Here is a 26,299-nt window from a genome sequence, read left to right as displayed (position 1 = left end):
CCGGCGGGGTCGTCAGCGGTGGAGCAGGCCGCGGAACGAGGGGCTCGACCAGCCCTCGCCCGAGGCTGCGGGCACCCTCGGGAGGTTGCGACCGCCGTGGACGACCCGGCCGCGCGCGTCGGCGTACGCGAGCCAGGTCTGGGCGGGCTGGGAGCCCAGGCCCGGTCGGGAGTAGTCGCAGACGCCGCGCGGGAAGATCGCCTGCAGCCGGGCCCACTCGGCGTCGGTCAGCGGCACCAGGAGGAAGTCGTAGGCGCTGCGCTCCAGCGGCGTGAGCCGGCACGAGAGCCGGTCGTTGTGGACGTCGTCGCCGGCCATCTCGCGCGGCGTGCTCAGCCGCAGCTGAAGGGACTCCGGCAGCACGCAGTCGACCTCGTCGCCCGCGCCGGGCACCTCGCCGACGCCGGGCACGTTGGTGCACCGGTCGGTGAGGTCGGCGGGCTTGTCCTGGACGACCTTGCGGGCGAGCGGGACGGTGCGACGATCGCGCTCGACCCGGGTCAGCCACCGGTCCATCTGCACCAGCGCGTCGTTGGCCCAGCCGAGGTCGCCGATGAGCGGAACGGCGCCGAACCACATCACCCGGTTGTCGGTGTGGCCCTGGTCGCGCCGCAGTCGTTCCTCGGTCCAGAAGGCGTGCGCGTAGTCGTGGGCGAGCCCCGGGTCGGGGCCCCCGAAGTTGATCATCGCGACCTGGTCGAGGTTGGTGGCGAGGTTGACCAGGCCGGTGCGGTAGGCGCGCGCCACCGACGCCGGGTCGCCCACGGTGCGCCCCGCGATCGGCTGGCTGTCGACGTCGAGTCCGCCGAGCTTCTCGTTGAGGTCGAGGAACTGCGCGGTCGTGATCCGGCCCGCCTTCAGTGCCTCGAGCCCGTACTGGATCCCGGCGTTCGCGAACGGGATGCCCCCGAAGCCGCGCCCGGCCCGCTTCTCCTGCGGGGTCCACACCGACGACGGACGCGGGCCGATCAGGTTGACCATGAGGTCGAGCACCGAGCAGCGCACGCCGCCCGGATTGATCTCGGAGTCGTAGCGGGTCGCCGGGTCTCCGGCCACCGGCGCCGTCGTACCGCCGCACTCGTCCTCGGGGTTCAGCGCCGACTTGAAGAGACCCTCGTCGGCGACGACGGCATTGAGGTGGGTGAGGTGGCCCTCGACGTCGGCCATCTGGGTCGGCAGCCAGGCCACGCCCGGACCCCAGCGGCTCGGCTCCTCGAAGTAGCGGCGCATCAGGTGGTAGTCGGCGAACTGCGCGCCCGCGGTCAGCGTGTCCGGGTAGGAGCAGGTGGTGATCAGGCCCTGGTAGATCCCGGGGTAGGCGTTGGCCACCGTGTGCTGGGCGATGGAGCCGCCCGAGCAGCCGGTGCCGATCGTGTAGCGGATCGTCCCGTAGCGCTCGACGAAGCGCTCCTTGGCCATCACCAGCGACTCGGCGTTCATCGCCACGTTGCAGTTGTGGCCGGTGTTGTCGAGCGCGGTCGAGATGACCGAGAAGCCCTTTCCGAGCGCGGTCACGTAGCTCTGGGTGACGCCGGGCGTCTCCGAGGGGATGGTGCCGGAGAAGTCCTCGAGCGGCGGCGTCCCGGGCGAGTACGACGCCCCGCAGCCGCCGCCGTGGGTCACCAGCACCTTGCCGTTGAACTGCCGCTGCGGTCGCCAGGGCGCCCACGGCTTCCCGGGCTGCCACAGGGTGAGGATCGTGTAGCGGTCGCGGTCCTGGAAGCCGTCCTCGCGGCGGACGATGAACGGCACCCGGACGCCGCGGTCCGTGGTCGTCGTCGCCATGTCAGCGGGCGGGTCCTTCGGGTCGTAGGGCTGCAGCCCGCCGGTCAGGGGGTTCGTCGACCGGTAGAGCAGCGAGTACGTCGCCGGCTGGTTGCACTGCGCGTCGCGCGCCGTCGCCTGGCAGCGGTAGTGCCTCAGCTGCGGTCCGGAGAAGAGCGGCCCGCCGGCGGGGTGGTTGGTGACGACCGCCCGCGCGCGGTAGCCGCGCCAGCGCGCGACGACGACGTTGCGGCCGACCCGCAGCCCCCTCACGATCCCCTCGTAGCGGCCGGTGGGACGCACGGCGAAGCGCTTCGTGACCTCGCGGCGGCCCACGAACACCCGGATGCTGCGCAGCCGCACCCCCTTGGCGGCCGTGACCGCCACCCGCGCGTCACCCTCGGAGACCAGGTCGGCGCGGTTGGACAGCACCCGCACGATCAGCTTGCGGCGCTGCGCCCCGCGCGCGAGCGGCGTACCCGCCGGGTCCTGGCGCCCCACGGCTGTTGTCGGCGCCGGGGCCGACGCCGCGTCGGCGGGCGTGAGCACGGGCGCGGCTACGAGGGGCAGCAGCAGCGCCGAGGCGAGGGCGACGAGACGTCGGTGCATGGGTGTCCTCCAGGGGTTCGAGAGGCCTAACGGCCGAACCGCCCGACAGGTACGCCGCCGCGCAGCGCGCGTGGGATCTCGGCCACCTCGTCGACCACCGCGGCCAGCCGTGCCAGGTCCGCCTCCGACGCCGGCGACTCGAGCGTCACCGCGTAGGTGACCCCCGTCGAGCGCCACTCCTCGTCGAACCCGCCGTCGGCCTCGACCACGATCCCGTCCACCCGCACCCCGAGCCGCTCGGCCTCACGGTAGGTGTCGTTGAGGACGCACAGCGCCACCGACAGGTGCATCACCTGCGCGCCGTTCGCCGCTGGGCCCGCCACCACTCCCTCCTCGGTCCAGGCGTGGGCGAGCACCACCCCCTCCGCTGCGCGCAGGGTCCCGGCCGTCGCGCGGACGCCGTACGGTGACAGGTGCATGATGGGCTCCTATCAGTTGCGCTGGCGGACGTGAGGTTCTCGCTCGATGCTCGCCTCCACAAGAGTCAACCCGTGGAAGCTCCGGGGGCTCCGACATCCGTCGTCATCGTTCCACCATGATCGCCTGCCGGAGCCCGACCGTCGGCGTCTGTCGGGCGCTCGTCGTCTGGTCCTTCGAGGGCGCGTCCTACCACCGCGTGTCGGCCTGAGTCTGCCAGGCGATGAGAGATCGATCGCCGTGAGTGCGGCGCCTCCGCCCGTACTCATGGCGGTGGCACCTGGGCATCGACACCCACGCAACCGGAGCGAATGATGAGTCCGGTGACGCGAAGCGTGGACGATCCCACGGGCGGCGGGGCGGAGGATGCTCTCGCCCCCTCCCAGTTGTCGGTCCGGAGCTGGCGACAACTGCTGGGGCGAGCCGCGCGGCATGTGGTGGAGGCCCGTCTTCCCTTCCTCAGCGCCGGGGTCGCGTTCTTCGCAGTCTTGTCGGTCGCGCCCGTGCTGGTGACCGCCCTCTCGGTCTACGGCGTCCTCAATACGCCCGCTCAGGCGATGAGGCAGCTCGCTCGGGGGGCGGAGGTGCTGCCGCCGCAGGTCGAGCTGCTCGTCACCGACCAGCTGACCAGCATCACCACTGCCTCGACGGAGGTGCTGACGGTGCGCGGACTGGCCGGGCTCGCGCTGGCGCTCTGGACCGCCACGACCGCGATGGTGGCTCTCATCGATGCGTTGACCGTGGCCTACCACGAGACAGAGACGAGAAGTTTTCTGCGACGGACGTTCCTCGGCCTGCTGCTCGTCCTCAGCGGGGCGCTCCTGCTGGGCGCGGTGATCGCCGTTGCCGGCATGATCTCCCGGACCATCGAGGACTCTCCCAGCTACGTACGCGGGGTGGCGGCTATCGCGGCCTGGCCGATGCTGGCAGTGGTGATGGGCACGATGCTTGCTGTCCTCTACCGGTTCGCCCCGGACCGCAAGAGCCCCCAATGGCGATGGACGACGTGGGGAGCAACCGGTGCCACCGTGCTGTGGGCAGCCACCTCCGCTGCGCTGTTCACATACGTGCAGAACCTCGGCACCTATGGGACCACCTACGGCTCGCTCGCCGGTGTAGCGATCAGCATGTTCTGGCTGTGGGTCACCATCCTGCTCATCGTGTTCGGAGCGGCTGTCAACGGTGAGTCGGAAAGGCAGACCGGGTACGACTCCACCATCGGTCCTGAGCGCCCGCCGGGTCAACGCAGAGCGGTGGTCGCCGACAGCACGCCGTCCCACCTCAACGAGCCCTGAGCTCGACCTGCGTCTATCCGGCGCCATTGCCGCGACCGTGTCACCGAACTGATCATCCGGTGAAACACTCGTCCGACGCGGTCAACCTCAACGTCCGACCAACTGAGCCGGGGCGCGGGAGCGATGTCGGTGGCCGGTGGGGGTGGTGGTCTCGATCGTGTGGCGGACTTGGGTGATGACGGGGGTGGCGAACCAGCCGGGGGCCTGCTTGGCGAGGTTGCAGCGCTGACAGAGGCCCTGGAGGTTGGCCGCGGAGGTCTCGCCGCCGGCCTGGAAGGCGTGGGCGTGGTCGGTCTGGGCGATCGGGGCGCCGCACCAGGGGGTGCGGCAGAGGTCCTGGTCGCGGGTGGCGACGAGGTCGGCCAGGCCTTGGGGGGCAAGGCGGGCGCGGGAGTCCATGGCGATCAGCTCGCCGGTGGCGGGGGCGACGTAGAGGCGGCGGATGAAGGCTCGCGCCTGTGCCGTCGCGTCCTTGACGAGGGCGCGAGCCCAGGGGGCGGGCACTGGGCCGTAGCCGGCCAGGTGCGCCGCGTCGTCGGCCTGGCCGAGCAGGGACCGGTCGGTCATCACGAGCTTCACCTCGACGCGCGGGGTCTCCGCGGCGGAGGCGCCGGTGACGCGTGCGACGAGCGTGTCGGCCATGACCTGGCCCTTGCCGCGCTCGTCACCGCTGGCCACGGCGGCTTTGGCGGCGGCCAGGAGGGCGGCGTAGACACCGACGCCGGCCGTGACCGGGAGCAGGGCGGTGACCCAGCACATCGTGTCCGGGGCGGGGCGGATGCTGACGTGGCGCTCGGTCTCCGCCTTGCGAGCCCGGGCGACGATCGCGGCGGCGTCGAGCTCGCAGGCGAGCTTCTTGGCGGCCCGCGCCAGGGCGGCGTCGCTCATGGTCGCGGCCTCGCCGGTGGCGCAGAGGCGGCGGTCGATCTCGGCCCGGTGCTCGAGCGCCAGGCAGGCGGTCTCGCGGGCCAGGATGGTGGCGCGCCACTCGTTGAGCCGGCCCTGCCGCATCAGGGCGAGGGTGTGCGGCATCTCGCCGGCCAGGACCTTCGCCAGCCCGAGCAGGCGCGAGCCCTTGTGGGGAGACTCCCGCCGGGCCAGGGCGAGCTGCTCGGCGACGCCCTCTCCGACGCGCTCGGCACGCGCCCCCGCCGCGACCTGGGCGGCGCGCTGGGACTCGTCGAGGTCCACCGCGGTCGTGGCCTGCGCCGCGCTGCCGATGCAGTGCAGCTCCTCGATCTTGCGGATGAGGTCGATGCGCTGAGCGTCCGAGAGGTCACGCGGGCAGTCGGCGAGGGCGGAGGCGGTCTCGTCGAGCTGTCGCATGATGACGTCGAACATGTGTTCGATGCTATGCCTCGCCGGGGACATCGGTCCATCGGCGAGCGAGCGTCTGTGGATACCCACCGACCTACCGCCGGCCTGTGCACACCAGGTGGCCTGGACGGCCCAGAGATCAGGTCACCCAGCGTCCGCAGTGGAGGACGCGCTGGACGGCGAGGTCCTGGTCGAGGACGACGAGGTCGGCGCGGTAGCCGGGGCGCAGGGCGCCGACTCGGTCGAGGTGCAGGAGAGCGGCGGGGGTGGAGGTGGCGGCGCGGACCACGTCGGCGATGGGCAGCCCAGCCACCTGGACGGCGTACTGCACGGCCGCTGCCATGGTGAGCGTCGAGCCGGCGATGGCGCCGCCCTCGGCCAGTCGGGCGACGCCGTCACGGACGGTGACCGTCATCCGCCCCAGCCGGTAGTCGCCGTCGGCGGCGGCCGCGGCCGCCATCGCGTCGGTCACCAGGACGAAGAGGTGCGGCTTGGCCTCCGCCGCGAGCCGCAGCGCGGCGGGGTGGACGTGCACGCCGTCGGCGATGAGCTCGACGTAGGCGTCGGGGTGCTCCAGCAGCGCCGCGATCGGGCCGGGCTCGCGGTGGTGCAGTGGCCGCATCGCGTTGAACAGGTGGGTGCCGACGCTCGCGCCCGCGTCCAGCGCCGCCCGCGCCACGTCGTACGTCGCCTCGGTGTGGCCGATCGCCGACACGACTCCCGCGGCCGTGAGCCGGCGGATCGCGTCCAGGCCGCCGGGCAGCTCCGGGGCGAGGGTGACCATCCGGACGTGGCCGCGCCCGGCATCGAGCAGGGCGTCCAGCAGGGACGGGTCCGGGTCGGTCAGCAGGGCCGGGTCGTGGGCGCCGGCGCGGCGCGGGCTCAGCCACGGGCCTTCGAGGTGGATGCCGGCCACGACGCCCTCGTCGGCGGCCGCCGCCAGCTCGGCGACGGAGGACAGGAGGCGATCCGGCGTGGCCGTCACCAGGCTGGCCATCATCGTCGTGGTGCCGTGCCGGAGATGGGCGGCGGTGACGGCGGCGGCGTCCACCCGCGAGCCGGTGTCGTAGGAGGCGCCGCCCCCGCCGTGCGCGTGCCCGTCGACGAACCCGGGGACCAGGGTGGCGTCGGGCAGGTGCACGTCGGCGCTGCCGGACGGCACTCCGGATCCCACGTCGGCGATCCGGTCGCCCTCGACGAGCACCCACCCCGGCGCGAAGACCCGCGCCGGGGTGACCACCCGTCCGGCCGAGATCAGCATGCTCAGACGCTAGCGTCCGCGGCCACCAGGGACTCCTCGCCCTCCTCCTCGCGACCCGGGGTGCGCAGGTTCCACCGGCGGATCACGAAGCGGAACAGGACGTAGTACAGGGCGGCGTACCCGAGCCCGATGGGGATGAGCAGCAACGGGTCGGTGGCGATGTTGAAGTTGAGGATGTAGTCGAACAGCCCCGCCGAGAACCCGAAGCCGTCCTTGATCCCGAGCCAGTTGACCAGCGCCATCGAGGAGCCGGTCAGCAGCGCGTGGATGACGTAGAGGGGCCAGGCCACGAACATGAACGCGAACTCCAGCGGCTCGGTGATGCCAGTGAGGAACGAGGTCAGGGCCGCGGACAGCATGATGCCGCCGACGGCCTTCTTGTGCTGCGGCTTCGCCTCGTGCCAGATCGCGAAGGCCGCGGCGGGCAGCGCGAACATCATGATCGGGAAGAAGCCGGTCATGAACGCGCCCGCAGTGGGGTCGCCCTGCAGGAAGCGTCCGATGTCGCCCGTCTTGCCCTCGAACTCACCGAAGATGAACCACGGCGGGTTGTTGAGCACGTGGTGCAGGCCCAGCGGGATCAGCAGCCGGTTGAGGGTCCCGTAGACGAAGCCGCCAAGGACGGAGTTGTCGGTCACCCACTCGCCGAGGCCGGTGATGCCGGCGTCGAAGCCCTCGTAGACCAGGCTCATCAGCACCGACAGCACGATGGCGGCCACGGCGGTGATGATCGGGACGAACCGGCGGCCCCCGAAGAAGGCCAGGTACGGCGGCAGCGAGATGCGGTGGTAGCGCTGCCACAGGAACGCCGACACGAGACCCATGACGATGCCACCGAGGACGCCGTAGTTGATGAGCTCCTGCTGCTCGCCCTCGGGCGCGGCCCCGAGCACGAACGGGGACATGGCGTCGCCGACACCGGTGAACACCAGGTATCCGACCACGGCCGCCAGCGCGGTCGAGCCGTCGGCCTTCTTGGCCATGCCGATGGCCACGCCGACGGCGAACAGCAGCGGCAGGTTGGCGAAGATGGCGTCGCCGGCCGCGCCGATGACGGCCGCGACCTTGTCCCACCCGAGGCCGTCGGCACCCAGGAGATCCGGCTGACCCAGCCGGAGCAGCAGGGCCGCCGCCGGCAGGGCCGCGATCGGGAGCATCAGGCTGCGCCCGAACTTCTGGACCGGCGCCAGGTTGAGGCGCCGCCTCTCGTTGGCGCCTGCGGACGCCTCTGCTGTGCTCATCGCTTCCTCTTCCTCTCGGGGGTGTTGCGGCGGTGGCCCAGGTCGTCGCGGCCCAGGGACATGTGGATCTGGTAGCGGTCGCCGCGGTAGCGGGACACGACGTGCTCCATCGGTCGCCCGGCGCTGGACGACACGCGGCGGAACACGAGCAGAGGGGTGTTGACCGGCGCGTCGAGACGCCGCGCGGTGGCAGCGTCCGCGGTCTCCCCCCACAGCGTCTGCTCGGCGGCGTCGATGGGGGCGTCGAAGACGTCGGCGAACAGCTCGTAGAGGGAGCCGCCGAGGTCATGACGGTCCAGGCCGGGGAGCAGGGCTCGGGGGTACCAGCCGTGCTCGAGCGCGATCGGCTCGCCGTCGGCGAGACGCACCCGGTCGACGCGCCATGCCGTGCCGTCGCCGTCGAGCCCGAGTGCGTGGACGACGTCGGTCGGCGGCTCGTCGAGCTCCACCGACAGCAGCCGGGTGGAGGGCTCCAGTCCGCGGCGGCGCATGTCCTGACTGAACGATGCGAGGTGCAGCCGGCTCTCCAGCCGGGGGGTGGACACGAAGGTCCCCTTGCCGTGCACGCGGCGCAGCAGGCCGTCGGAGACCAGGCCGTCGATGGCCTTGCGCACCGTCGCGCGGGACACGCCGTACGTCGCCATGAGGTCGCGCTCAGAGGGGATCGCGGCCCCCGGCCCCAGCTCTCGGGCAGCGAGCTCGGCGAGCGCGTCGCTGAGCTGGGCGTGCTTGGTGAGCGGTCCCTCGATGAGGGTGCGGTCACGGGGACTGGTGGACACGTGAGCCTCTCGACGGAGCCTGGTAGCACTGGTACGGTCTGGTCCGTACCAGTTGGGAGTGTGGGCCCCGTCACCCGGGGATGTCAAGGACCAGGGCGGGGGAGCGATGAGCACACAGATGGCCCGGGAGATCGCCGAGCAGCCCGACGCCGTACGGCGCACGCTCGCCGCGCTGCGTCCCCACCGCGACGCGGTCCGCTCGCTCCTGCACGGACGCCGCCGGGTCCTGTTCGCCGCCCGCGGATCCTCCGACAACGCCGCGATCTACGGCCGCTACCTGCTCGAGACCCAGGCCGGTGTCGCCGGCGGACTGGTCTCCCCCAGTGTCGCGACCCACTACCGGTCGCGGCTGGACCTGTCGGACTGCGTCGTGGTCAGCGTCTCCCAGTCGGGGGCGACCGAGGAGATCGTGGCGACCCAGGAGTGGGCCCGCTCCTGCGGCGCGGCCGCCCTCGCCGTCACCAACGTCGCCGACTCCCCGCTGGCGAGCGCAGCCGACCTGGCCCTGGTGACGCAGGCGGGAGCCGAGATCGCCGTGCCCGCCACGAAGACCTACCTCACGCAGCTCGTGGCGATGGCGGTGCTGACCGCCTCCGTGCTCGAGGACCCGGGACCGCTGGACGCCGTGCTGGACCGGGTGCCCGGCGAGATCGAGCGGCTGCTCGACGTTCCCGTCGACGAGGCGGTGGTGGCCCTGCGCGACACGGCGTACACGGTCGTGTCGGGGCGCGGGCTGATGATGGGCACCGCGCTCGAGACCGCGCTGAAGCTCGAGGAGACCTGCAAGCGTCCGGTGCGCGGCTACTCCTACGCCGACCTGCGGCACGGCCCGATCGCTGTGGTCACCGAGGGCATGACCGCCCTGCTACTGGCCGCGCCGGACGGTCCGCTGCTCCAGCCGCTGGTCGACCTCGCCGACGACCTGGCCTCGCGCGGTGCCCGGGTCGTGGGCATCGGCGGCGACGCGGCCTTCGCGCGGGCGTGTGCCGTCCATGTCGCGGGGCCCGAGCTCACGGAGGCCGCCGCACCGCTGGGCGCCATCGTGCCCGGCCAGCGCATCGTCGAGGGGCTGGCTCGCGACCTCGGCCTGGACCCCGATCGCCCCCAGGGGCTGGCCAAGGTCACCTCGACCGACCCAGACTCATGACCTCACCACCGAAGGAGCAGAGATGAGCAGCAAGGCCGAGCAGATCCTGGCGGGCCTCGGCGGCGCCGACAACGTCGTCGAGATCGAGCCCTGCATCACCCGCCTGCGCACGGAGGTCAACGACGCCTCCCTCGTGGACGAGAAGGCGCTCAAGGCCGCGGGCGCGCACGGCGTCATGCAGTCCGGCACGGTGGTCCAGGTCGTCGTCGGCCCCGAGGCCGACAACCTCGCCGACGACATCGAGGACCTGATGTGACCGAGGTGCTCGCGCCCCTGGCCGGGCGGGTCGTGGCGATGAGCGACGTGCCCGACCCGGTGTTCTCCACGGAGATGGTCGGCCCCGGCCTCGCGATCGACCCCGACCCGGGCGAGGTCACGGTCGTCTCGCCCGTGGCGGGCAGGGTGGTCAAGGTGCACCCGCACGCCTTCGTGGTCCTGGCCGACGACGGCGTCGGCGTCCTGGTCCACCTGGGCATCGACACGGTGCGGCTGGAGGGCCGCGGCTTCGAGGTGCTGGTCGAGCAGGGCAGCACCGTCGAGGCCGGCACCCCGATGGTCCGGTGGGACCCGGCCGCCCTCACCGACGCGATGTCGGCGCTGGTGCCGGTCGTGGCGATGGACCGCCCGAAGGGCTCGGTCGCGGCGCCGGCGGATGACGCCCGCGCGGTCGCCGGCGACCTGCTCTTCACCGTCACCACGTGAGGCCCGCGGCGCTGCTCCTCGACCTCGACGGGACGCTGGTGGACTCCGAGCCGCTGCAGCGCGCCGCCTACGCGTCGTACTTCGCCAGCCGGGGCTGGGACGTCGCCGACCTCACGATCTTCACCGGGCGCCGGGCGACCGACGTCTTCGCCGTGGAGCCGGGGCCGTGGGCCGGCGAGGACCCGCTCGTGCTCCACGAGGCGGTCGTGGCCCACTTCCCCGAGGACTCGCTGCCCGACGAGGTGCCGGGGGCCCGAGACCTGGTCCTGGCCGCAGCAGGCGCCGCGGTGCCGGTCGCGGTCGTGACCTCGGCGGGTGCGCAGTGGGTGGCCCGGGCGGTGGGGGCGCTCGGCGTCCTCGAGCACGTCGCTCTCGTGGTCACCGCCGCCGATGTCACCGACGGCAAACCGCACCCCGCGGGCTACCTGCTCGCGGCCGAGCGACTGGGGGTCTCCCCCGCCGGCTGCCTGGCCGCCGAGGACTCGCCCGCCGGCGTACGCGCGGCGGTCTCGGCCGGCGTGGGCCAGGTTGTCGGCGTCACCACGACCCACGACGACGCCGTCCTGGCCGCCGCCGGCGCCACCGAGGTCCTCCCCGACCTCCGCGTCCTCGCGGCGCGGCTGCGCCGGTGACGTTTCAGGCCGCCTGGCGGACCTTGAGCCGGCGGGCCTGCTGGGTGAGGCGGGCCTGGGCGGCGCGGCGGACCTTGGGGCCCTTGCTGGTCATGGCGTAGAGGACCTTGAGCTGGCTGGGCAGGTTCTTGGCGTTGGTGGTGGCCAGGAAGTCGTTGGGCAGGGAGAGCCGGACGACCTTGTGCCAGGCGCTCGCGACCTGCTGCGGCAGCGGGGCCATGTGGTAGCTCAGGCCGTAGCGCTGGAAGAGGTCCTGCACCTGCGGGGCGATCTCGGCGTAGCGGTTGCTGGGCAGGTCGGGGAACAGGTGGTGCTCGATCTGGTGCGACAGGTTGCCGGTCATGAAGTGCATGGCCTTGCTGCCGGAGATGTTGGCCGAGCCGAGCATCTGGCGCAGGTACCACTCGCCGCGGGTCTCGCCCTCGATCGAGGAGCGCTCGAAGGTCTCGACTCCCTCGGGGAAGTGGCCGCACATGATGACCGAGTGCGTCCACAGGTTGCGCACGACGTTGGCGGTGACGTTGGCGGCCAGGGTCGGCAGGAACGAGCCCGTGGGCAGCGACATCGCCGGGTGGACGACGTAGTCCTTGGTCATCTGGTTGCGGATCTTCTTCAGCGTCTGCTTGGCGCGGGCCTTGAACTGCGGGTCCTTGCGGCGCTTCTCGCTGGCGAGGTTCTTGCCGAGCTCGAGGTCGTAGGCGGCGATGCCGTACTCGAAGAAGCAGGCGTTGATGAAGTTCCAGACCGGCTGGGCGAGGTAGAGCGGGTACCACCGCTGGTCCTCGTCGACGCGCATGATGCCGTAGCCGAGGTCGTTGTCCTTGCCGACGACGTTCGTGTAGGTGTGGTGCAGCTCGTTGTGCGAGTGCTTCCACTGGTCCGACGGCGAGGCGTTGTCCCACTCCCAGGTGGTGGAGTGGATCTTCGGGTCGCGCATCCAGTCCCACTGGCCGTGCATGATGTTGTGCCCGACCTCCATGTTCTCGATGATCTTCGCGACGCTGAGGCCGGCGGTGCCGAGCACCCAGGCCGGCGGGAAGGCACTGGCGAGCAGCACGGCCCGGCTGGCGAGCTCGAGCTTGCGCTGGGCGTCGATCACCTTGCGGATGTACGCCGCGTCGCGCTCGCCGCGGCTGTCGAGGATCGACTGGCGGATGGCGTCGAGCTCGACGCCGATCTGCTCGATCTCCTCCGGCGTCAGGTGGGCGATCGGGTTCGTGCTCTCGGTCTTCTTCTGAAGGACGGTCATGTCGATCTCCTCGGGTCTGGGTCGATCGGTCAGTGGTCGATGTCGCAGGCGCCGGCGGCCGCGTTGATGCAGGTCTGGATGATGACGCCGTCACCGGGGGCGGCGACGGTGAGCTCGCCGTTGCGCAGGTCGCGCACGGCGCCCTCGCGCAGCGGCAGCACGCAGCCGAAGCAGACGCCCATGCGGCAGCCGCTCGGCATCAGGACGCCGCCGGCCTCGGCGGCGTCGAGGATCGGGGTGGCGCCGTCGCCCTCGACGGTGATGCCGCTCTTGGAGAACGACACGCTGCCGCCCTCGCCGGTCGCGACGACCGCGGTGCGGAACCGCTCGATGTGCAGCGGCAGGTCGCGGGCGGTGTGGTGCTCCTCGAGCGCATCGAGGAGGCCGACCGGCCCGCAGGCGTACGTCGTGCGCTCGGCGAGGTCGGGGACGATGGTGTCCAGGTCGTGCACGTCGAGCATCCCGTGGACGTCGGTGTGCAGCTCGACCAGGCGCACCCGGCCCTCCTCGGCGTACTGGCGCAGCTCCTGGCCGAAGATCACCTCCGAGCGCGACAGCGCGGAGTGCAGCAGCACGATGTCGGCGTCGAGCCGCTCGGCGCGCGAGAACAGGTTGCGCAGCATCCCGATCACCGGCGTCACGCCGGAGCCGGCCGTGACCAGCAGCAGCTTGGCCGGGACCGGGTCGGGGAGCACGAAGTCGCCCTCGGCCTGGCCGAGCTGCAACATCTGGCCGACCCGCGCGTGGCGCACCAGGTGGGTGGAGACCGCGCCGTCGGGGATCGCCTTGACGGTGATGCTGATGTGGCCGTCGGCCCGGGGGCCGTGGGTCAGCGAGTAGGTGCGCCACAGGCGGACGCCGTCGACGTCCACGCCCACCCGGACGTACTGACCGGGCACGTGACCGGCCCAGTCCTTGCCCGGCTTGAGCACGATCGTCGCGGCGTCGGCGGTCTCCGGGACGATCGAGACGATGCGCGCGCGCAGGTCGGCGCCCGAGCGGAGCGGGGAGAAGATGTCGAGGACGTCGGCCGGCACGAGCGGCGTCACGGCGGCCTCGGCCACGCGCATCAGCCGGTCTCGCAGCGCGCGGGAGCGCCGGGCGGGCTGGCCGCTCGAGGCGCGCAAGAGAGCTACGGAGGACATACCTCTACTTTCCTCCACCTCAGGGGGTAAAGTCATGACCTCAGGGCGTGAAGACTCAGGTCACAATTGTTCGGAGGAGACAACCGTGTCGCCTTCCCGGCGTCCGACGGCCGGCCAGGGCCTGCTGATCCCGGTCGAGGCAGTCGCCGAGATCCGCTCCCACCTGCCGTCGGTGGCCGACGACGTGGTCGCCGCGATCATCGAGGAGGTCCCCAGCTACGCCGACGCGTTCGGCGGGCGGATGGGCGAGACCATCCGCAACGCCGTCCAGCTCGCCCTCGGCGGGTTCCTCTCCCTGGCCGGCGGCACCCCCGGCGCCGAACCGCGTACCCCCGCCGCGCCCGCGGTCGAGGGCGCCTACCAGCTCGGCCGCGGCGAGGCCCGCAGCGGCCGCTCGACCGACGCCCTGCTGGCGGCGTACCGGATCGGGGCGCGCGTGTCCTGGCGCGAGATGTCGACGTACGCGGTCGCGGCGGGGCTCTCGGCCGAGACGCTGGTGTCGTTCGCGGAGCTGGTCTTCGCCTACATCGACGAGCTCTCCGCCGCGAGCGTGGCCGGGCACACCGACGAGCTCGCGACCTCGGGGCGCGTGCGCCAGCGGCTGCTCGAGCGGATCGCCCACCACCTGCTCGTCGGGTCGCCGGCCGAGACCGTGACCAGCGCCGCCGAGCGCGCCGGCTGGGCCCAGCCCGAGACCCTGACCGCAGTCATCGTGCCGGAGTCCCAGGTGCGCCCGGTGCTGGCCGAGCTCTCGCCCCAGACCCTGCAGACCGAGCTGCCCGACCTGGACGAGGTCGCGCTGCTGCTGGTCCCCGACGCGCACGGCCGGGCGCGCGGCGCCCTGCTGCGCACGGTGGCCGACCGCAGCTGCGTGGCCGGACCAGCGCGGCCCTGGCTGGACGTGCGCGCGTCGTACGACCGGGCGATGCGGGCTCGGGCCTCGGGCCTGGACGGCGACACCGAGGCACACCTGGTCCGGCTGGTCCTGACCGCAGACGCCGACGCCCTCGCGGACCTGTGCGCCGACGCGCTGGCGCCCCTGGCCGGCCTGCGGCCCGGCGTCGCGGAGAAGCTCGCCGACACGCTGCGGGCGTGGCTGCTGCACCAGGGTCGCCGCGACGACGTCGCCGAGGCGCTGTTCGTGCATCCGCAGACGGTGCGCTACCGGATGGGCCAGCTGCGCGACCTGTACGGCGACCGGCTCGAGGACCCGCAGACGGTACTCGCCCTGACCATCGCGCTCGGGGCCTCCGTACCGTAGAGCCCATGCCCACCCCCCGGACCGCCCGCGCCCTGCTCGTCGGCGTGGTCGTGCCCGCCCTGCTGCTGCTCGCCTCGTGCGCGGGCGACGATCCGCCGCTGGACACCACCCCGACGCCGCGTCCCTCCCCGCCCGCCGATGCCTCGGGCGGCGCCGCGGGCGACCCATCGGGCGACGCCTCGGAGGCTGCGGCAGGGACCTACGTCGCCCTGGGCGACTCCTTCGTGGCGGCGCCGCTGGTGCCGGACACCGACCCCGACGACGGCTGCCAGCGCTCGGATGGAAACTACCCCCACCTCGTGGCGGCGGAGGCCGGCTACGAGCTCGTCGACGTCAGCTGCATCGCGGCGTCCAGCACCTCGATGGTCGGCGCGCAGGTCAGCGGGGAGACCCAGAGCCTGCCGCAGTTCGACGCGCTCGACGCGGACGTCGACCTGGTGACCGTCACGATCGGCGGCAACGACTTCGGGCTGTTCTCCCAGCTGCTGGTGGCCTGTCTGCAGGCAGGGCAGGGCGACCAGCGCGGCGCCTCGTGCCAGCAGGCCCAGGCCGGCAACGGCGACCGGCCACTCGAGCAGGCGGCGAAGATCCGGGCACGGGTCGAGGCCGTCACCCGCGGGATCAGGGACCGGGCGCCGAACGCCCGCGTGGTCGTCGCCAACTACCCCCAGCTGCTGCCGGACCGCGGCTCGTGCCCCGACCTCGTCCCGATCGCCGCCCGCGACTACCCCTACGTCGTCCGCGTCAACAAGGCACTCTCGGACGCCGTCCGGCTCGGCGGCAGGGCCGGCGGCGCGGAGGTCGTCGACGTGTTCAAGGCGAGCAAGGGCCACGACATCTGCGCCGACGAGCCGTGGGTCAACGGCATCCAGACCGACCCCGAGCGGGCGCTCGCCCTGCACCCGTTCGCCGAGGGCCAGCGCGCCGTCGCCGACCTGGTGCTCGCGGCGATCTCGTAGCGACGCCGGTCCGCTACAGCGCCGAGTGCACGACCCGCCCGGCGGCGACGGTGAGCGCGACGGGCATCGAACGGAGCTGGCGGGCGACCTCCGCCGCGTCCGCACCGGCCGCCAGCGGGTCCCGCTCCAGCAGGACCAGGTCGGCGCGGGAGCCGGCACCGACCGTCGGCTGGAAGTCGACGGACGCGGCGAGAGCCTCGCCCGGGGTGAGGGCCTGCTCGGCGTGCCAGGGCCCCTCGTCGTCGGCGCCGCGATGGACGGCGGCGGCGATCGCCAGCCACGGGTCCAGCGGCGACACCGGGGCGTCCGAGCCCAGGGCCAGGGGGACGCCCGCGTCGAGCATCCAACGGAACGCGAAGCAGCGCTCGCTGCGGCCCGGCCAGATCTGCTCGGTGAGGACCCGGTCGTCAATGAGGTGCGCGGGCTGGACACTGGCGCGCACGGCGACCGCGGCCATGCGCCGCACGTCGTCACGGGCGACGAGCTGGGCGTGCTCGATCGAGCCTCGGGCGCCGGTCGCGGCGTAGACCGACAGCGCGTGCGCGACCGCCGCGTCGCCGATCGCGTGGGTGGCGACCTCGAGGCCTCTGGCGTGCGCCCGCGCCAGCAGGGCGTGCAGCTCGTCGGCGCTCTGGTTGGCCGCGCCGAGGCCACCGTCGGCGTAGGGCTCGCAGCACCAGGCCGTGCGGGTGTTGAGCGAGCCGTCGCTGATGATCTTGAGCGGGCCCATGGTCAGCCGGTCGTCGCCGGGCAGCAGCAGGTCGCCGGTGCGATGCCCGGCCGCGAGCACCTCGTCGAGCCGGTCGGCGTACGTCGCCACGCGCACCCGCAGGACGTCGCAGCCCTCGGTCCACCGCTCGACCCAGTCACTCGGGCCGCCGCCGAACTCGAAGTCGACGACGCCGACCACCCCCTTGGCGGCCGCGCGGTGCAGGGAGTTGAGGTAGCCGGTCGGGGAGATGCCGTCGTTGCCGACCAGGCCCGGCAGGTCGGCGTAGGCGGCGAACCACTCGTTCTCGGAGATGGTGTCGTCGCGCACCTCCAGGCCCAGCGCGCGCTGGGCGGAGCTGCTGAGCCACGCGTGGTGGGCATCGCCGGCGATCAGGACGACGGGCGTCTCACCGGCGACGGCGTCGAGCTCGGCCACGGTGGGCTGGCGCTCCCAGACGGCCGGCCGGTGACCGAACCCGACGAGCGGGCGACCCGGGTGCTCGGCTAGCCAGAACCGGACCAGGTCGAGGGCGTGGTCCGGGGAGTCCGCGGCGCTGAGGTCGAGCCGCGTAGACGTCAGCGACCACTGGCCGAGGTGGGTGTGCTGGTCCCAGAGGCCGGGCACCAGCCAGCGCCCGCCCGCCTCGATCTCCTCCACGCCATCGGGCCGGGTCAGGCGCGGGCCCACCTCCACCACGCGGCCACGCTCGACGAGGACGTCGACCGGTACGTCGGGCACGTCCCGGCCCGGGGTCACTGGCACCAGGCGGGCGTCGCGAACGATCACCCCGCCCACGCTACGGACAGGGCGCCGATACGACAGCCCCGGGCCCACCGGTCGAGTCATCGCAGCGCTCGGCCTGTCCTGCCCAGGTGAGGCGCCCTGCGGTGGCTACGGTGAGGCCATGGACGCGCGGGCACTCGGGGTGGCGGTCCTGCTCGCCGCGCTCGGGGTCGCCGGTGGCTACTGGGCGGTCACGGCGACCGAGGACGAGCCCGCGCGTCTGAGCGCCGCCGAGCCGGTGCCGGGCCGGTCGCCGTCGTACCCCTCGGATCCCGAGGTCGAGGTGCTCCCCGACCCCAGGACGCCGGCGCTGGAGGCCGGGCTCGCGCTGGTGCCGCGGCGGATCGGAAACCGGCAGTTCGGGGCGTGGCTGTCGGTGCCGGTGGGCTGGGTGCGCACCGACAGCGACCTGGTCGAGACCAAGTGGGAGCCGCAGAAGGCCCCCGTCAACAGCTACCTGCTGCGGATCAAGTCCGTGACCGGTCAGCGACAGACGGTCGCCCAGGCGCTGGCGCAGCGACTCGGCGCGCTGGAGTCGACCGTGGCCCAGTTCGAGCTCGAGGTCGAGGTCGAGGACACGCTCGTGGCGACGTACGTGCTGGACGGCTACCGGCGGCTCACGATGGAGCGCTTCCTCGAGCTCGACGGCGACGGCATCGCCGACGTCACCGTCGTCGTCATCGGCCGGCTCGGCGACCGGGACGGGCTGCTCGACCTGCTGGAGCGGGTCAGTGCCAGCGCGGAGCCCACCGACGGCTGAGCGACCCCCCTCACAGCCCGTGCGTGTCCACGCTGTCGAGCACCCGGTTGGCGGTGCCGCGGTCGGCGCTGCGGACCTGGACCCACAACAGCCGGTTGGCGGCGACCTGGACGACCCGCTCGACGGTGACGCCGCCGGGGCAGCCGGTGTGGACGACGGTGGTGGAGGGGTCGCCGCTGGACTCCGTGACGGGGTCGTCGTGGTCGTCGCACTCGGGGTGCCGGGGCAGCAGCGAGGGCAGGGACTCCCCGGGGAACAGCCCGACGAACACTCCCTCGGCGGAGGAGGCGGGGTCGGTCCACGCCGCCGCCGTCCCGACCGAGAGCGCGGGATAGGTGCGCTCCTCGACGTTGGGCGGCACCCAGCCGTCAGCGGCGATCGCGCGGTCCCAGTCGTCGGGCACGCGAGCGGTGAGCGACCCGGTGTCGTCGGTGACCTCGACCTCGTCGTCGCGCAGGCCCAGCCCGAGGCCGAGCCCCGCGACCGCACCGGCCGCCAGCACGAGCAGAGCCAGCGACGCCGCGACCCCCCGTCGACGCCGGCGAGGCGGCGGCACCGCCTCGGTGGTCCCGCCCGCCGCCCCCGGCGGCGACGCCGTCGGCCGCACGCCCGGCTGGGTCAGCTCGGGGTCGAGCGGCAGCCACGGCTCGGCGATCTGCCCGGGGTCACCGGCCTCGTCGCCGTACGCCGAAGCCAGCGCGGCGGCGTACTCGGCGACGGAGCCGAAGCGGTCCTCGCGATCGCGCGCCAGCGCGCGTGCCACGACGGCCTCGACCTCGGCCGGCACCGGGCGCTCCGGCGCCGACAGCGGGGGCGGTGGTCCGGGCGAGGCGGCGGCCGTCAGGTCCGCATGCGCGTACGGCGGTCGGCCGGCGAGCAGCACGTAGGTGAGGACACCGAGGGAGTACTGGTCGGCGCGCGCGTCGAGCGGCTCGGCCTGCGCCTGCTCCGGCGCGACGAAGGACGGGGTGCCGGCGACCATGGTGAGTCGTGACGACATGTCGAGTGCCTTGCCCAGGCCGAGGTCGCCCACCATCGCGCGGATGTCGCGGTCAGCGGTGCGGAACAGGACGTTGGCGGGCTTGACGTCGCGGTGCAGGATGCCGCGGTCGTGCAGCGCCTGGAGCCCGAGCGCGACCTGCCGCACCACCTCGAGCGCCTGGCGGGTCGTGAGGCCGTCGACCTCGAGCCGGTCGGCGAGGGTGCCCTGATCGGCGTAGGTCATCACCAGGTAGGGGCGGCCGTCGTCGAGCGCGCCCGCGTCGTAGACGGTGACGACGTGCGGCGACTCCACCCGGCGCAGGTAGCGGCCCTCCTCCAGGAATCGCTGGCGCACGTGGGCGTCCTCGGTCCAGTTGTCCGCGAGGACCTTGACCGCCACCGGCGAGTCGAGCTGCTCGTCATAGGCCAGCCAGACCGTCGCGAAGCCGCCCGCGCCGATGCGCCGCCGCACCACGTAGCGGCCGATGCGGCTCGGTATGGACACGCTGCATTATGTTCCAACGACACGAGACGAGATGAGCGACATGACGAGCGAGGGGCTGACGCCCGACGAGATCGACGAGCTGGCGCGGCAGGCCCGCGACGGCGACCGCGACGCGCTCGAGGCCTTGCTCGCCGCCGTGCGCCCCCGCGCGCTGCACGTGTGCCGCGGCGTCCTGCCCCACACCCCCGACGCCGAGGATGCCTGCCAGGAGGCGCTGCTCAAGATCGCGACCAAGATCGGCTCGTGGGGCGGGCGCGGCCGGTTCACCACGTGGATGCACGTGGTGGCGCTCAACTCCGCCCGGTCGACGTACCGCCGCATGCGCAACCATGCGGTGGCCGCGGAGACGCCGTCACACCTCGAGACCCCCGACCCCCGCACCACCAGCGTCATCGCCGGCACCCGCCTCGACCTGCTCGAGGCGATGGAGACCATCGAGCGCGACCACCCGCAGTTCGTCGAGCCGCTGCTGCTGCGCGACGTCTACGGGCTGTCCTACGAGGAGATCGCCGAGCACGTGGGCGCTCCGCTCGGCACGGTCAAGGCCCAGATCCACCATGGCCGCAAGCTGGCCCGCCCACTGCTGAGGGGCAACCCGTGACCCGACTGGCCGCGCTCACCTGCGCCCTCCTCCTGGCCGGGGGCGGCCTGTCCGCCTGCGGCGGCGACTCAGACGAGGCGCCCACCGGGGACCGGACGGGCGAGCCCTTCTGGAACCGCGCGACCCAGAGGGACACGGACACGGCCAGCGACCCGGCACTGGAGCCGGCGGTGAGCGAGCCGCGGGAGGACTCGGTCTACCCGGAGGCAGGCGACCCGAGCGTCGACGCGCTCCACTACGACCTCACGCTCGGCTGGGACCCCGACACCGACACGCTCACCGGCTCCGAGGTGCTCACGTTCCGCTCGACCGTCACGGCGGAGACCTTCCAGCTCGACTTCAGCGAGCCGATGACGATCTCCTCGCTCACCCTGGACGGCGAGAAGGTCGAGTTCGAGGAGCGCGGCAAAGACCTCGTCGTCACCGCGGACGTCGTGGCGGACCAGGAGTACGAGCTCGCCCTCGAGTACGACGGTCAGCCCGGTCCGGTGCCGGTCCCGACCAAGCGCGGCGACTTCAGCGGCACCGGCTTCACGGTGACCGACACCCACGAGACCTGGACGATGCAGGAGCCGTTCGGCGCCTTCACCTGGTACGCCGTCAACGACCAGCCCGCCGACAAGGCGCTCTACGACTTCACCCTGTCCGTCCCCACCCCCTGGGTCGGCGTCGCCAATGGCGCACTCGAGTCCCGCACCGACGAGGGCGGCACGACCACGACGGTCTTCTCGCTGGACGCCCCGGCAGCCTCCTACCTCACCACCGTCGCGTTCGGTGACTTCGAGATGACCGAGGACGAGTCGGAGTCCGGGATCCCCATCACCTACTGGGTCAACCGCTCGGAGTCCCCCGAGATCCTCGAGCGGCTGCGGACCACGCCGGCCGCGATGGCGTGGCTGGAGGAGCGGCTCGGGCCCTACCCGTTCGAGACCTTCGGCACGGTGGTCGTCGACTCCGAGAGCGGCATGGAGACCCAGACGCTGGTCACCCTCGGCAACACCGAGTACACCACCTCGGAGGCGGTGATCCTCCACGAGCTCGCGCACCAGTGGTACGGCGACAGTGTCACCCCCGAGGACTGGCGCGACGTGTGGATGAACGAGGGCATGGCGATGTACCTGCAGGGCATGTGGCAGGCCGAGCACGACGGCCGCACCGTCGACGAGCAGATGGACGAGTGGGCCGAGTTCGAGGACGACGAGCGCGCGTTCGCCGGGCCGCCGGCGGCCTACTCCCGCGAGGCCTTCGGCTCGGGCAACATCTACTACAGCCCCGCCCTGATGTGGCACGAGCTGCGCGAGCGCATCGGCGAGGAGGCGTTCCTCGAGCTCATCCGCGCCTGGCCCGAGGAGCGTGCCAACGTGAGCACCGGGCGTGAGGACTACCTTCCCTGGATCGAGGAGCAGACCGGGGAGGAGCTGTCGTCGTTCCTCGACGCCTGGCTGCTCGGCAGCAAGACCCCGCCGCGCGACTGACGGCGGCTGCGGTCCGGGCGCTCACTCGGCGCTGGCGACGGCCTCCAGCATCCAGCCGACGGTCTCGCTCAGCATCAGCCCGACGGCAGCGCCGAGGGCGAGACCCAGGCCGACGAGCAGCAGCAGGGTCATGGTCGTGCCGATGCGGCGGTTCCGCTCGAGGAACCCGACCGTCGGGAAGGGGCGGGGAGTCGTGGTCATGAAGACCACGCTTCGCGTATGCGCGGTCATCGCTCAGGGCACGTCGCCTCTCGGAGACCGGGACCAACGGCCCACCCGTCCCGGGTCGACCGGAGGGACGTCTCGTCGCCGGGCCGCAGACAGAGACGTGGCGCCCTCCCACATGGGGAGGACGCCACTGCCGGGCGCGCCGCGCGCGGCGATCGCGCGGCGCCCCGGCACCGCCCGCCGGCTGGCGGGCGGGGACCGGGTCTACCTGCCGGACGAGCCGTCGGACGAGGAGCGCTGCTCACCGCTGGTGATCGGGATGCTCTGGGACCCGCCGCCTCGGCCCGCCGGCATGGAGACCGTGAGGACGCCGTGGGAGTAGTCGGCCGCCACGTCCTCGGCTCGCGTGCCCGCGGGGAGGGCGATGACGCGCGCGAAGCTGCCGTAGCGGATCTCGCTGCGGTGCTGGTCGTGGGTCTCGGCCCGGCGCTGACCGCGCAGATGGAGCATCCCACCCTCCACGGTCAGCTCGATGTCCTTGGTGGGGTCGACGCCCGGGATGTCGGCGCGGATGATCCTCCGGTCGCCTTCCACCCACTCCTCGACGCGGACCTGCGGCTCCATCCCCGGCGCACCCATCCAGTCCATCAGGTCGGTGAGCACGGAGTGGCGGTCCCGGTTGGCCTGGATGCTCATGCTTCGCTCTCCTCCAGCATCCGCCGCAGATTGGCCTCCTGGTCGGCGGACAGGTTCGTCTCGATCAGCTCGCCCTTGATGCCCTGCTCGCGCAGCGACTGGTGCACCCGGTCGACGACCGCACCGGAGGAGAGGACGAAGAGCGCCGACGTGCCGGGGGTGACCTGCTTTCGCACGTCGGCGATGAAGTCGTCGTCGATGCCGATGTCGGTCAGCGACCCGAACACTGCCCCGGACGCCGCCCCGACCACCAGCCCGATGAGGGGGATGAAGAAGATGACCCCGAACAGCAGTCCCCAGAACATGCCTCCGAGCATCCCGGTCGCGATCAGGTTGTTGGCCTGTCGGGTCTTGGGCTTCTTCTTCCCCTCCTCCCACGAGACGGTCGCCGCGTCCAGGACGGTGATCAGCTCCTGCTTCTGCAGCCTGGACAACGCGTCCTCGGCCTGCTGCGCCCCCTCGGGGGTTTCGAACTTCCAGACGGTCAACGTTGCCATGTCGTTCTCCTCATGTGGTCGGTGACCGCCGCGCTCGGTGCGCCTCGCGGCGTCGGCCCCCTCTGTGCGTCGCCGGACGGTCCGGTGATCGCCGTTCGTGTCTCCACCGGCTAGGCGGCCAGATGGCGGGGTCCCTACTCGACCTTCGAGGTTGAGCCGGCCCGGTGGCGCCGCTCGGGCCGGGGCGTGACCGCTCGGCCGCGCCTGGTCGCCTCGGCGACGCGCACTCTGATGAGCCCCCGGGCGATGGCCTCGCACAACGAGACCGAGTTCTCCGCGCCCCCGGCCGAGCGGAGCACCAGCCGGTCCGCCTGGTGCACGACCCTGAGGATCTGTCCGGGCGGCATCGTGCCGGCGAACTCGGCCATGAACTGCTCGGCGAGCCTGGCTATCTCGGTGCGGTGCGTGACGGCGTCCATGATCGGTCTCCCTCGTCGGTATGAAGGCGCCCCCTCAGCGTGATGTGGGTCGATTTGCCTGCCAAGTGACCAACGGCCCGGTGCGCCCGGGACCCACCGGGTGCACACCGCCAACCCGGCACCACCGTCATCGCGACCACCGGATCGGGCACTGGGGCGGGCAGAACCGCGCCTCCCCCGGGACGCGGACCGGGCCCTGCGCGCTGCCCGAGTGGGTGGTGTTCGAGCCCGGTAGTGCAGGTAATCGGCCCATCCACCCAGTCAGGACCGTCCGGCGTCCGGAGAACAGAGGCCAAAGACCCGGGCCTTTCATGGCCGTCGACCTCCCCGATCCTCGATTCGGCGAAGTACCGTTTCGGTATGGACGACGAGGCCTCGGGGCCGCAGTTCGCGCCGGACCTGCCCATCAAGGTCTTCCTGCTCGACGATCACGAGCTGGTACGCCATGGGGTACGAGGCCTCCTGGAGCGCGACGGCGACATCGTGGTCATCGGCGAGTCCGGCCTGGCCAAGGAGGCCGCTCGCCGGATCCCGGCGCTGAAGCCGGACGTGGCGATCCTCGACGTACGGCTCCCGGACGGCACCGGCGTGCAGGTATGCCGCATCGTCCGGGCCATCGATCCCGGCATCGCCGCGCTGATGCTGACGTCCTACGACGAGGACGAGGCGCTGTTCGCCGCCATCATGGCCGGGGCGTCGGGCTACGTCCTGAAGGAGGTACGAGGCGCGGACCTGGTCGACACGGTCCGTAGGGTGGCCGCCGGTCAGTCAATGCTCGACCCGGCCGTCACCTCCCATGTGCTCGCCCGTCTGCGTGACGGGCCGCCGGTCGATCCCTTGACCAAGCGTCTGACTCCCAAGGAGCGACAGGTCCTCAGCCTGGTCGGACTGGGCCTGACGAACCGCCAGATCGCGACTCGTCTCGGACTGGCCGAGAAGACGACGAAGAACTACGTCTCCACGGTGTTGGGCAAGCTCGGAGTCAGGTCGCGCACGCAGGCCGCGATCATCGCCGCCCAGCTGGAAAACCCGCATCACTAGATCCCGCAGACGGGGCGAGTCACTCACGAGAACCGCCGGAGCACCGAGAGGTTTTGCGAACGCGACAACCGGGCAACGGTCAAGGAGCAACCGACCCAAGGGTCATCCATCCACGAAGCACACTGTTTTCCATCTGGGGGGATGTAGCTAATTCGGCCTTGAGGAGCGGGGCATGTGGGAGTTGTCGAGCGATATCGGACCAGATGACCCACGAAGCGCGGGCGGGGGACGGCCCTTCGAGGAGCTCATGCGCACTGCCACGGAACAGGCAGAGGCCCAGGCCGACGAGCTGGCCCGCCTGCATCTGCTGCTCTCTTCGCTGGCCGACCTGAGTACGGACGGGGCCCTCGAGGACCTGCTGGCTCAGATCCTCGATCTGGCGGTCGACCTCGTGCACGCGGGTCATGGAGCGCTGAGCATCACCGACACCCGTGGGAGCACCCCGCCCCGGCTGTACACCCGGGGCCTGACCGACCAGGCCGCGGGAGCCGAGGACAGCCACGAGGCCGGGGCAGCACTGCTGCGACAGCTGATCCACGGGGAGGCGTCCGCCGACCCCGGTGATCTCGTGGACCCGCTCCCGGCCGGGGACCACGGCTCGACCCTGTTGCCGATGCGCACCTTCCTCAAGGTGCCCGTCCACGTCCGCCGCAAGCGGTTCGGCACCCTGCACCTGACGGGCAGCACCCGCCGGCCGGCCTTCAGCGCGGGCGACCAGGAGGCCGTCACGACCCTGGCCGTCGCCGCGGGCGGGTTCATCGAGACCGTGCTCCTGCGCGAGCAGGCCGCGCGCCGAGCCAGCTGGTTGGAGTCGGCCACCGCACCGCAGCCAATCGACGACAGTGCGCACCAGGTCGTCGCCGACCGGGCACGCGAGCTCTTCGGCGCCGACATCGCCTGGGTGGTCGGCGGACCCGACCCGGACGACCTGCGCCTGTGGGCGGTCTCCGGGGTCGAGGGCACCACTCCCGAAGCCCTGGCCGCCGTGGACTTCGACCGGTCGCTGGAGCGCTGCGTCACCGCCAGCGGTCGCGCGCTGAAGGCCAACAGCCTCGCCGAGCACCCCCGTGCCGTCGACGTCGGGGCGGCGCTGGGCACCGGCCCGACGGGCCAAGGGGTGGTCGTGCCGCTGCCGCGCTCCCACGACGGCACCGCCGCGGTCGCGCTGGGGTGGACCGGCGGCCGCGAGGCCACCGAGGTCTGCCACGACGCCGCGCTGCCCACCCTGCTCGCCGAGCAGGCGGCGGTGACGCTCCAAGTGGCCGAGGCGCGGCAGGACCAGCAGCGACTGGCCGTGCTCGAGGACCGCGACCGCATCGCCCGCGACTTGCACGACCTGGTCCTGCCGCGGCTCTTCGCCGTCGGCCTGGAGCTCCAGGGCACGTCGTGGCTGCAGGATCCCGACGCGATCGCGCACCGGTTGGACCGCTCGATCGCCGACATCGCCGACACGATCCGCGACATCAGGCGCACCATCTTCACGCTGGGACCGGCGAACGACTCCTCGGACCCGCGGGCCGCCGTGATCGAGATCGTGGAGCGTGCGGCCCGGACCATGAAGCTGCGCCCGACCATCCAGTTCCGCGGCCCGCTGGGGCTGTTGATCGACAGTGACCTGCTCCCCGACATCCTGGCCGTGCTGAGCGAGGCGCTGTCGAACGCCGTCCGCCACGGCTCGGCGTCGGCCTGCACCATCGAGGTGAGCGTCCGGGACGGGATCCGGGTCCAGGTCACCGACAACGGCACCGGGATGCCCGATGCGATCGTCGAGAGCGGCCTGGCCAACGCCCGACTCCGTGCCGAGCGGCGCGGTGGCCACCTCCACGTCACCTCGGAGCCGGGCGAAGGGACCAGCCTGCTCTGGTCGGTGCCCCTCACCTGAT

The 26,299-nt window shown here is 72.4% G+C and carries 26 protein-coding genes; 12 read left to right on the top strand and 14 right to left on the bottom strand.

Annotated features, from left to right (window positions below):
* Positions 1 to 12 precede the first annotated feature (12 nt).
* Both LRP67_RS04405 and LRP67_RS04400 read right to left on the bottom strand, forming a co-directional pair.
* Positions 13 to 2,373, bottom strand: a complete 2,361-nt coding sequence (locus LRP67_RS04405; RefSeq protein ID WP_231268963.1) for a DUF6351 family protein — start codon at positions 2,371 to 2,373, stop codon at positions 13 to 15.
* A gap of 26 nt (positions 2,374 to 2,399) precedes the next feature.
* On the bottom strand, positions 2,400 to 2,792 hold the full coding sequence (locus LRP67_RS04400) for an OsmC family protein (protein ID WP_231268962.1): 393 nt from the start codon (positions 2,790 to 2,792) through the stop codon (positions 2,400 to 2,402).
* Between the two features lie 333 nt (positions 2,793 to 3,125).
* On the opposite strand from LRP67_RS04400, the gene LRP67_RS04395 reads away from it, so the two are divergent.
* A complete protein-coding gene (locus LRP67_RS04395) occupies positions 3,126 to 4,085 on the top strand; it encodes a YihY/virulence factor BrkB family protein (protein WP_231268961.1) in 960 nt (319 codons plus the stop codon).
* 87 nt (positions 4,086 to 4,172) lie between these two features.
* Here LRP67_RS04395 and LRP67_RS04390 read toward each other — a convergent pair whose 3' ends face one another.
* The 4 genes from LRP67_RS04390 to LRP67_RS04375 form a co-directional block, all read right to left on the bottom strand.
* The gene (locus LRP67_RS04390; protein ID WP_231268960.1) at positions 4,173 to 5,426 is read right to left on the bottom strand and encodes an HNH endonuclease signature motif containing protein; all 1,254 of its coding nucleotides are present in this window, start codon (positions 5,424 to 5,426) and stop codon (positions 4,173 to 4,175) included.
* Between the two features lie 115 nt (positions 5,427 to 5,541).
* A complete protein-coding gene (gene nagA, locus LRP67_RS04385) occupies positions 5,542 to 6,663 on the bottom strand; it encodes an N-acetylglucosamine-6-phosphate deacetylase (RefSeq protein ID WP_231268959.1) in 1,122 nt (373 codons plus the stop codon).
* 2 nt (positions 6,664 to 6,665) lie between these two features.
* Positions 6,666 to 7,904, bottom strand: coding sequence for a PTS transporter subunit EIIC (locus LRP67_RS04380; RefSeq protein ID WP_308189693.1), 1,239 nt, complete (start codon positions 7,902 to 7,904; stop codon positions 6,666 to 6,668).
* Positions 7,901 to 8,683, bottom strand: coding sequence for a GntR family transcriptional regulator (locus tag LRP67_RS04375; protein WP_231268958.1), 783 nt, complete (start codon positions 8,681 to 8,683; stop codon positions 7,901 to 7,903). The genes LRP67_RS04380 and LRP67_RS04375 overlap by 4 nt, the downstream gene beginning before the upstream one ends.
* 106 nt (positions 8,684 to 8,789) lie before the next feature.
* Here LRP67_RS04375 and LRP67_RS04370 point away from each other — a divergent pair, with 106 nt between their 5' ends.
* From LRP67_RS04370 to LRP67_RS04355, 4 genes are read left to right on the top strand one after another with little or no spacing between them, the layout of a single operon-like run.
* Positions 8,790 to 9,830: an SIS domain-containing protein gene (locus tag LRP67_RS04370; RefSeq protein ID WP_231268957.1), complete on the top strand. Its 1,041-nt coding sequence runs from the start codon at positions 8,790 to 8,792 to the stop codon at positions 9,828 to 9,830.
* Entirely contained in the window at positions 9,781 to 10,086 is a 306-nt protein-coding gene (locus tag LRP67_RS21290) for a PTS glucose/sucrose transporter subunit IIB (RefSeq protein WP_308189696.1), read from the top strand. Before LRP67_RS04370 ends, LRP67_RS21290 begins: the two co-directional genes overlap by 50 nt.
* Positions 10,083 to 10,532: a PTS glucose transporter subunit IIA gene (locus LRP67_RS04360; RefSeq protein WP_231268956.1), complete on the top strand. Its 450-nt coding sequence runs from the start codon at positions 10,083 to 10,085 to the stop codon at positions 10,530 to 10,532. Before LRP67_RS21290 ends, LRP67_RS04360 begins: the two co-directional genes overlap by 4 nt.
* Positions 10,529 to 11,164, top strand: a complete 636-nt coding sequence (locus tag LRP67_RS04355; RefSeq protein ID WP_231268955.1) for an HAD family phosphatase — start codon at positions 10,529 to 10,531, stop codon at positions 11,162 to 11,164. Before LRP67_RS04360 ends, LRP67_RS04355 begins: the two co-directional genes overlap by 4 nt.
* Positions 11,165 to 11,168: 4 nt before the next feature.
* Here the strand turns inward: LRP67_RS04355 and LRP67_RS04350 are convergent, their stop codons facing one another.
* Together LRP67_RS04350 and LRP67_RS04345 are read right to left on the bottom strand one after the other, a co-directional pair.
* Positions 11,169 to 12,413 carry an acyl-CoA desaturase gene (locus LRP67_RS04350; protein ID WP_231268954.1) on the bottom strand — a complete coding sequence of 415 codons (1,245 nt, stop codon included), beginning with the start codon at positions 12,411 to 12,413 and terminating at the stop codon, positions 11,169 to 11,171.
* Positions 12,414 to 12,442: 29 nt separating this feature from the next.
* Positions 12,443 to 13,558, bottom strand: a complete 1,116-nt coding sequence (locus tag LRP67_RS04345; protein ID WP_231268953.1) for a ferredoxin reductase — start codon at positions 13,556 to 13,558, stop codon at positions 12,443 to 12,445.
* An 85-nt stretch (positions 13,559 to 13,643) separates the two neighbouring features.
* Between LRP67_RS04345 and LRP67_RS04340 the strand changes: the two genes are divergently transcribed.
* Together LRP67_RS04340 and LRP67_RS04335 are read left to right on the top strand one after the other, a co-directional pair.
* A complete protein-coding gene (locus tag LRP67_RS04340; protein WP_231268952.1) occupies positions 13,644 to 14,819 on the top strand; it encodes a CdaR family transcriptional regulator in 1,176 nt (391 codons plus the stop codon).
* Positions 14,820 to 14,824: 5 nt separating this feature from the next.
* Positions 14,825 to 15,778 carry an SGNH/GDSL hydrolase family protein gene (locus LRP67_RS04335; RefSeq protein ID WP_231268951.1) on the top strand — a complete coding sequence of 318 codons (954 nt, stop codon included), beginning with the start codon at positions 14,825 to 14,827 and terminating at the stop codon, positions 15,776 to 15,778.
* A gap of 13 nt (positions 15,779 to 15,791) precedes the next feature.
* On the opposite strand, the gene LRP67_RS04330 is transcribed toward LRP67_RS04335, so the two are convergent.
* Positions 15,792 to 17,276, bottom strand: coding sequence for an amidohydrolase (locus LRP67_RS04330; RefSeq protein WP_231268950.1), 1,485 nt, complete (start codon positions 17,274 to 17,276; stop codon positions 15,792 to 15,794).
* Positions 17,277 to 17,394: 118 nt separating this feature from the next.
* Here LRP67_RS04330 and LRP67_RS04325 point away from each other — a divergent pair, with 118 nt between their 5' ends.
* Entirely contained in the window at positions 17,395 to 18,033 is a 639-nt protein-coding gene (locus tag LRP67_RS04325) for a hypothetical protein (RefSeq protein ID WP_231268949.1), read from the top strand.
* 10 nt (positions 18,034 to 18,043) lie between these two features.
* Here the strand turns inward: LRP67_RS04325 and LRP67_RS04320 are convergent, their stop codons facing one another.
* On the bottom strand, positions 18,044 to 19,519 hold the full coding sequence (locus LRP67_RS04320) for a serine/threonine-protein kinase (RefSeq protein ID WP_231268948.1): 1,476 nt from the start codon (positions 19,517 to 19,519) through the stop codon (positions 18,044 to 18,046).
* 31 nt (positions 19,520 to 19,550) lie between these two features.
* On the opposite strand from LRP67_RS04320, the gene LRP67_RS04315 reads away from it, so the two are divergent.
* Positions 19,551 to 20,120 (top strand): RNA polymerase sigma factor, encoded by a 570-nt coding sequence (locus tag LRP67_RS04315; RefSeq protein ID WP_308189691.1) that lies wholly within the window; start codon positions 19,551 to 19,553, stop codon positions 20,118 to 20,120.
* Positions 20,117 to 21,595 carry a M1 family metallopeptidase gene (locus LRP67_RS04310; protein ID WP_231268947.1) on the top strand — a complete coding sequence of 493 codons (1,479 nt, stop codon included), beginning with the start codon at positions 20,117 to 20,119 and terminating at the stop codon, positions 21,593 to 21,595. The genes LRP67_RS04315 and LRP67_RS04310 overlap by 4 nt, the downstream gene beginning before the upstream one ends.
* 21 nt (positions 21,596 to 21,616) lie before the next feature.
* On the opposite strand, the gene LRP67_RS04305 is transcribed toward LRP67_RS04310, so the two are convergent.
* The 4 genes from LRP67_RS04305 to LRP67_RS04290 form a co-directional block, all read right to left on the bottom strand.
* Positions 21,617 to 21,796 carry a hypothetical protein gene (locus LRP67_RS04305; protein WP_231268946.1) on the bottom strand — a complete coding sequence of 60 codons (180 nt, stop codon included), beginning with the start codon at positions 21,794 to 21,796 and terminating at the stop codon, positions 21,617 to 21,619.
* Between the two features lie 231 nt (positions 21,797 to 22,027).
* Complete coding sequence (locus LRP67_RS04300; protein WP_231268945.1) at positions 22,028 to 22,459, bottom strand: Hsp20/alpha crystallin family protein; 432 nt, start codon at positions 22,457 to 22,459, stop codon at positions 22,028 to 22,030.
* Positions 22,456 to 22,956, bottom strand: a complete 501-nt coding sequence (locus tag LRP67_RS04295) for a DUF1269 domain-containing protein (protein ID WP_231268944.1) — start codon at positions 22,954 to 22,956, stop codon at positions 22,456 to 22,458. The genes LRP67_RS04300 and LRP67_RS04295 overlap by 4 nt, the downstream gene beginning before the upstream one ends.
* Positions 22,957 to 23,090: 134 nt before the next feature.
* A complete protein-coding gene (locus LRP67_RS04290; RefSeq protein WP_231268943.1) occupies positions 23,091 to 23,375 on the bottom strand; it encodes a hypothetical protein in 285 nt (94 codons plus the stop codon).
* A gap of 360 nt (positions 23,376 to 23,735) precedes the next feature.
* On the opposite strand from LRP67_RS04290, the gene LRP67_RS04285 reads away from it, so the two are divergent.
* On the top strand, positions 23,736 to 24,416 hold the full coding sequence (locus LRP67_RS04285; protein WP_231268942.1) for a response regulator transcription factor: 681 nt from the start codon (positions 23,736 to 23,738) through the stop codon (positions 24,414 to 24,416).
* Positions 24,417 to 24,663: 247 nt separating this feature from the next.
* Positions 24,664 to 26,298 carry an ATP-binding protein gene (locus LRP67_RS04280; protein ID WP_231268941.1) on the top strand — a complete coding sequence of 545 codons (1,635 nt, stop codon included), beginning with the start codon at positions 24,664 to 24,666 and terminating at the stop codon, positions 26,296 to 26,298.
* The last annotated feature ends 1 nt before the right edge of the window (position 26,299 follow it).

It is taken from the genome of Nocardioides sp. cx-169, assembly GCF_021083605.1.
Taxonomy (GTDB): Bacteria; Actinomycetota; Actinomycetes; order Propionibacteriales; family Nocardioidaceae; genus Nocardioides.
This window is presented reverse-complemented; position numbering and strand designations above follow the sequence as displayed.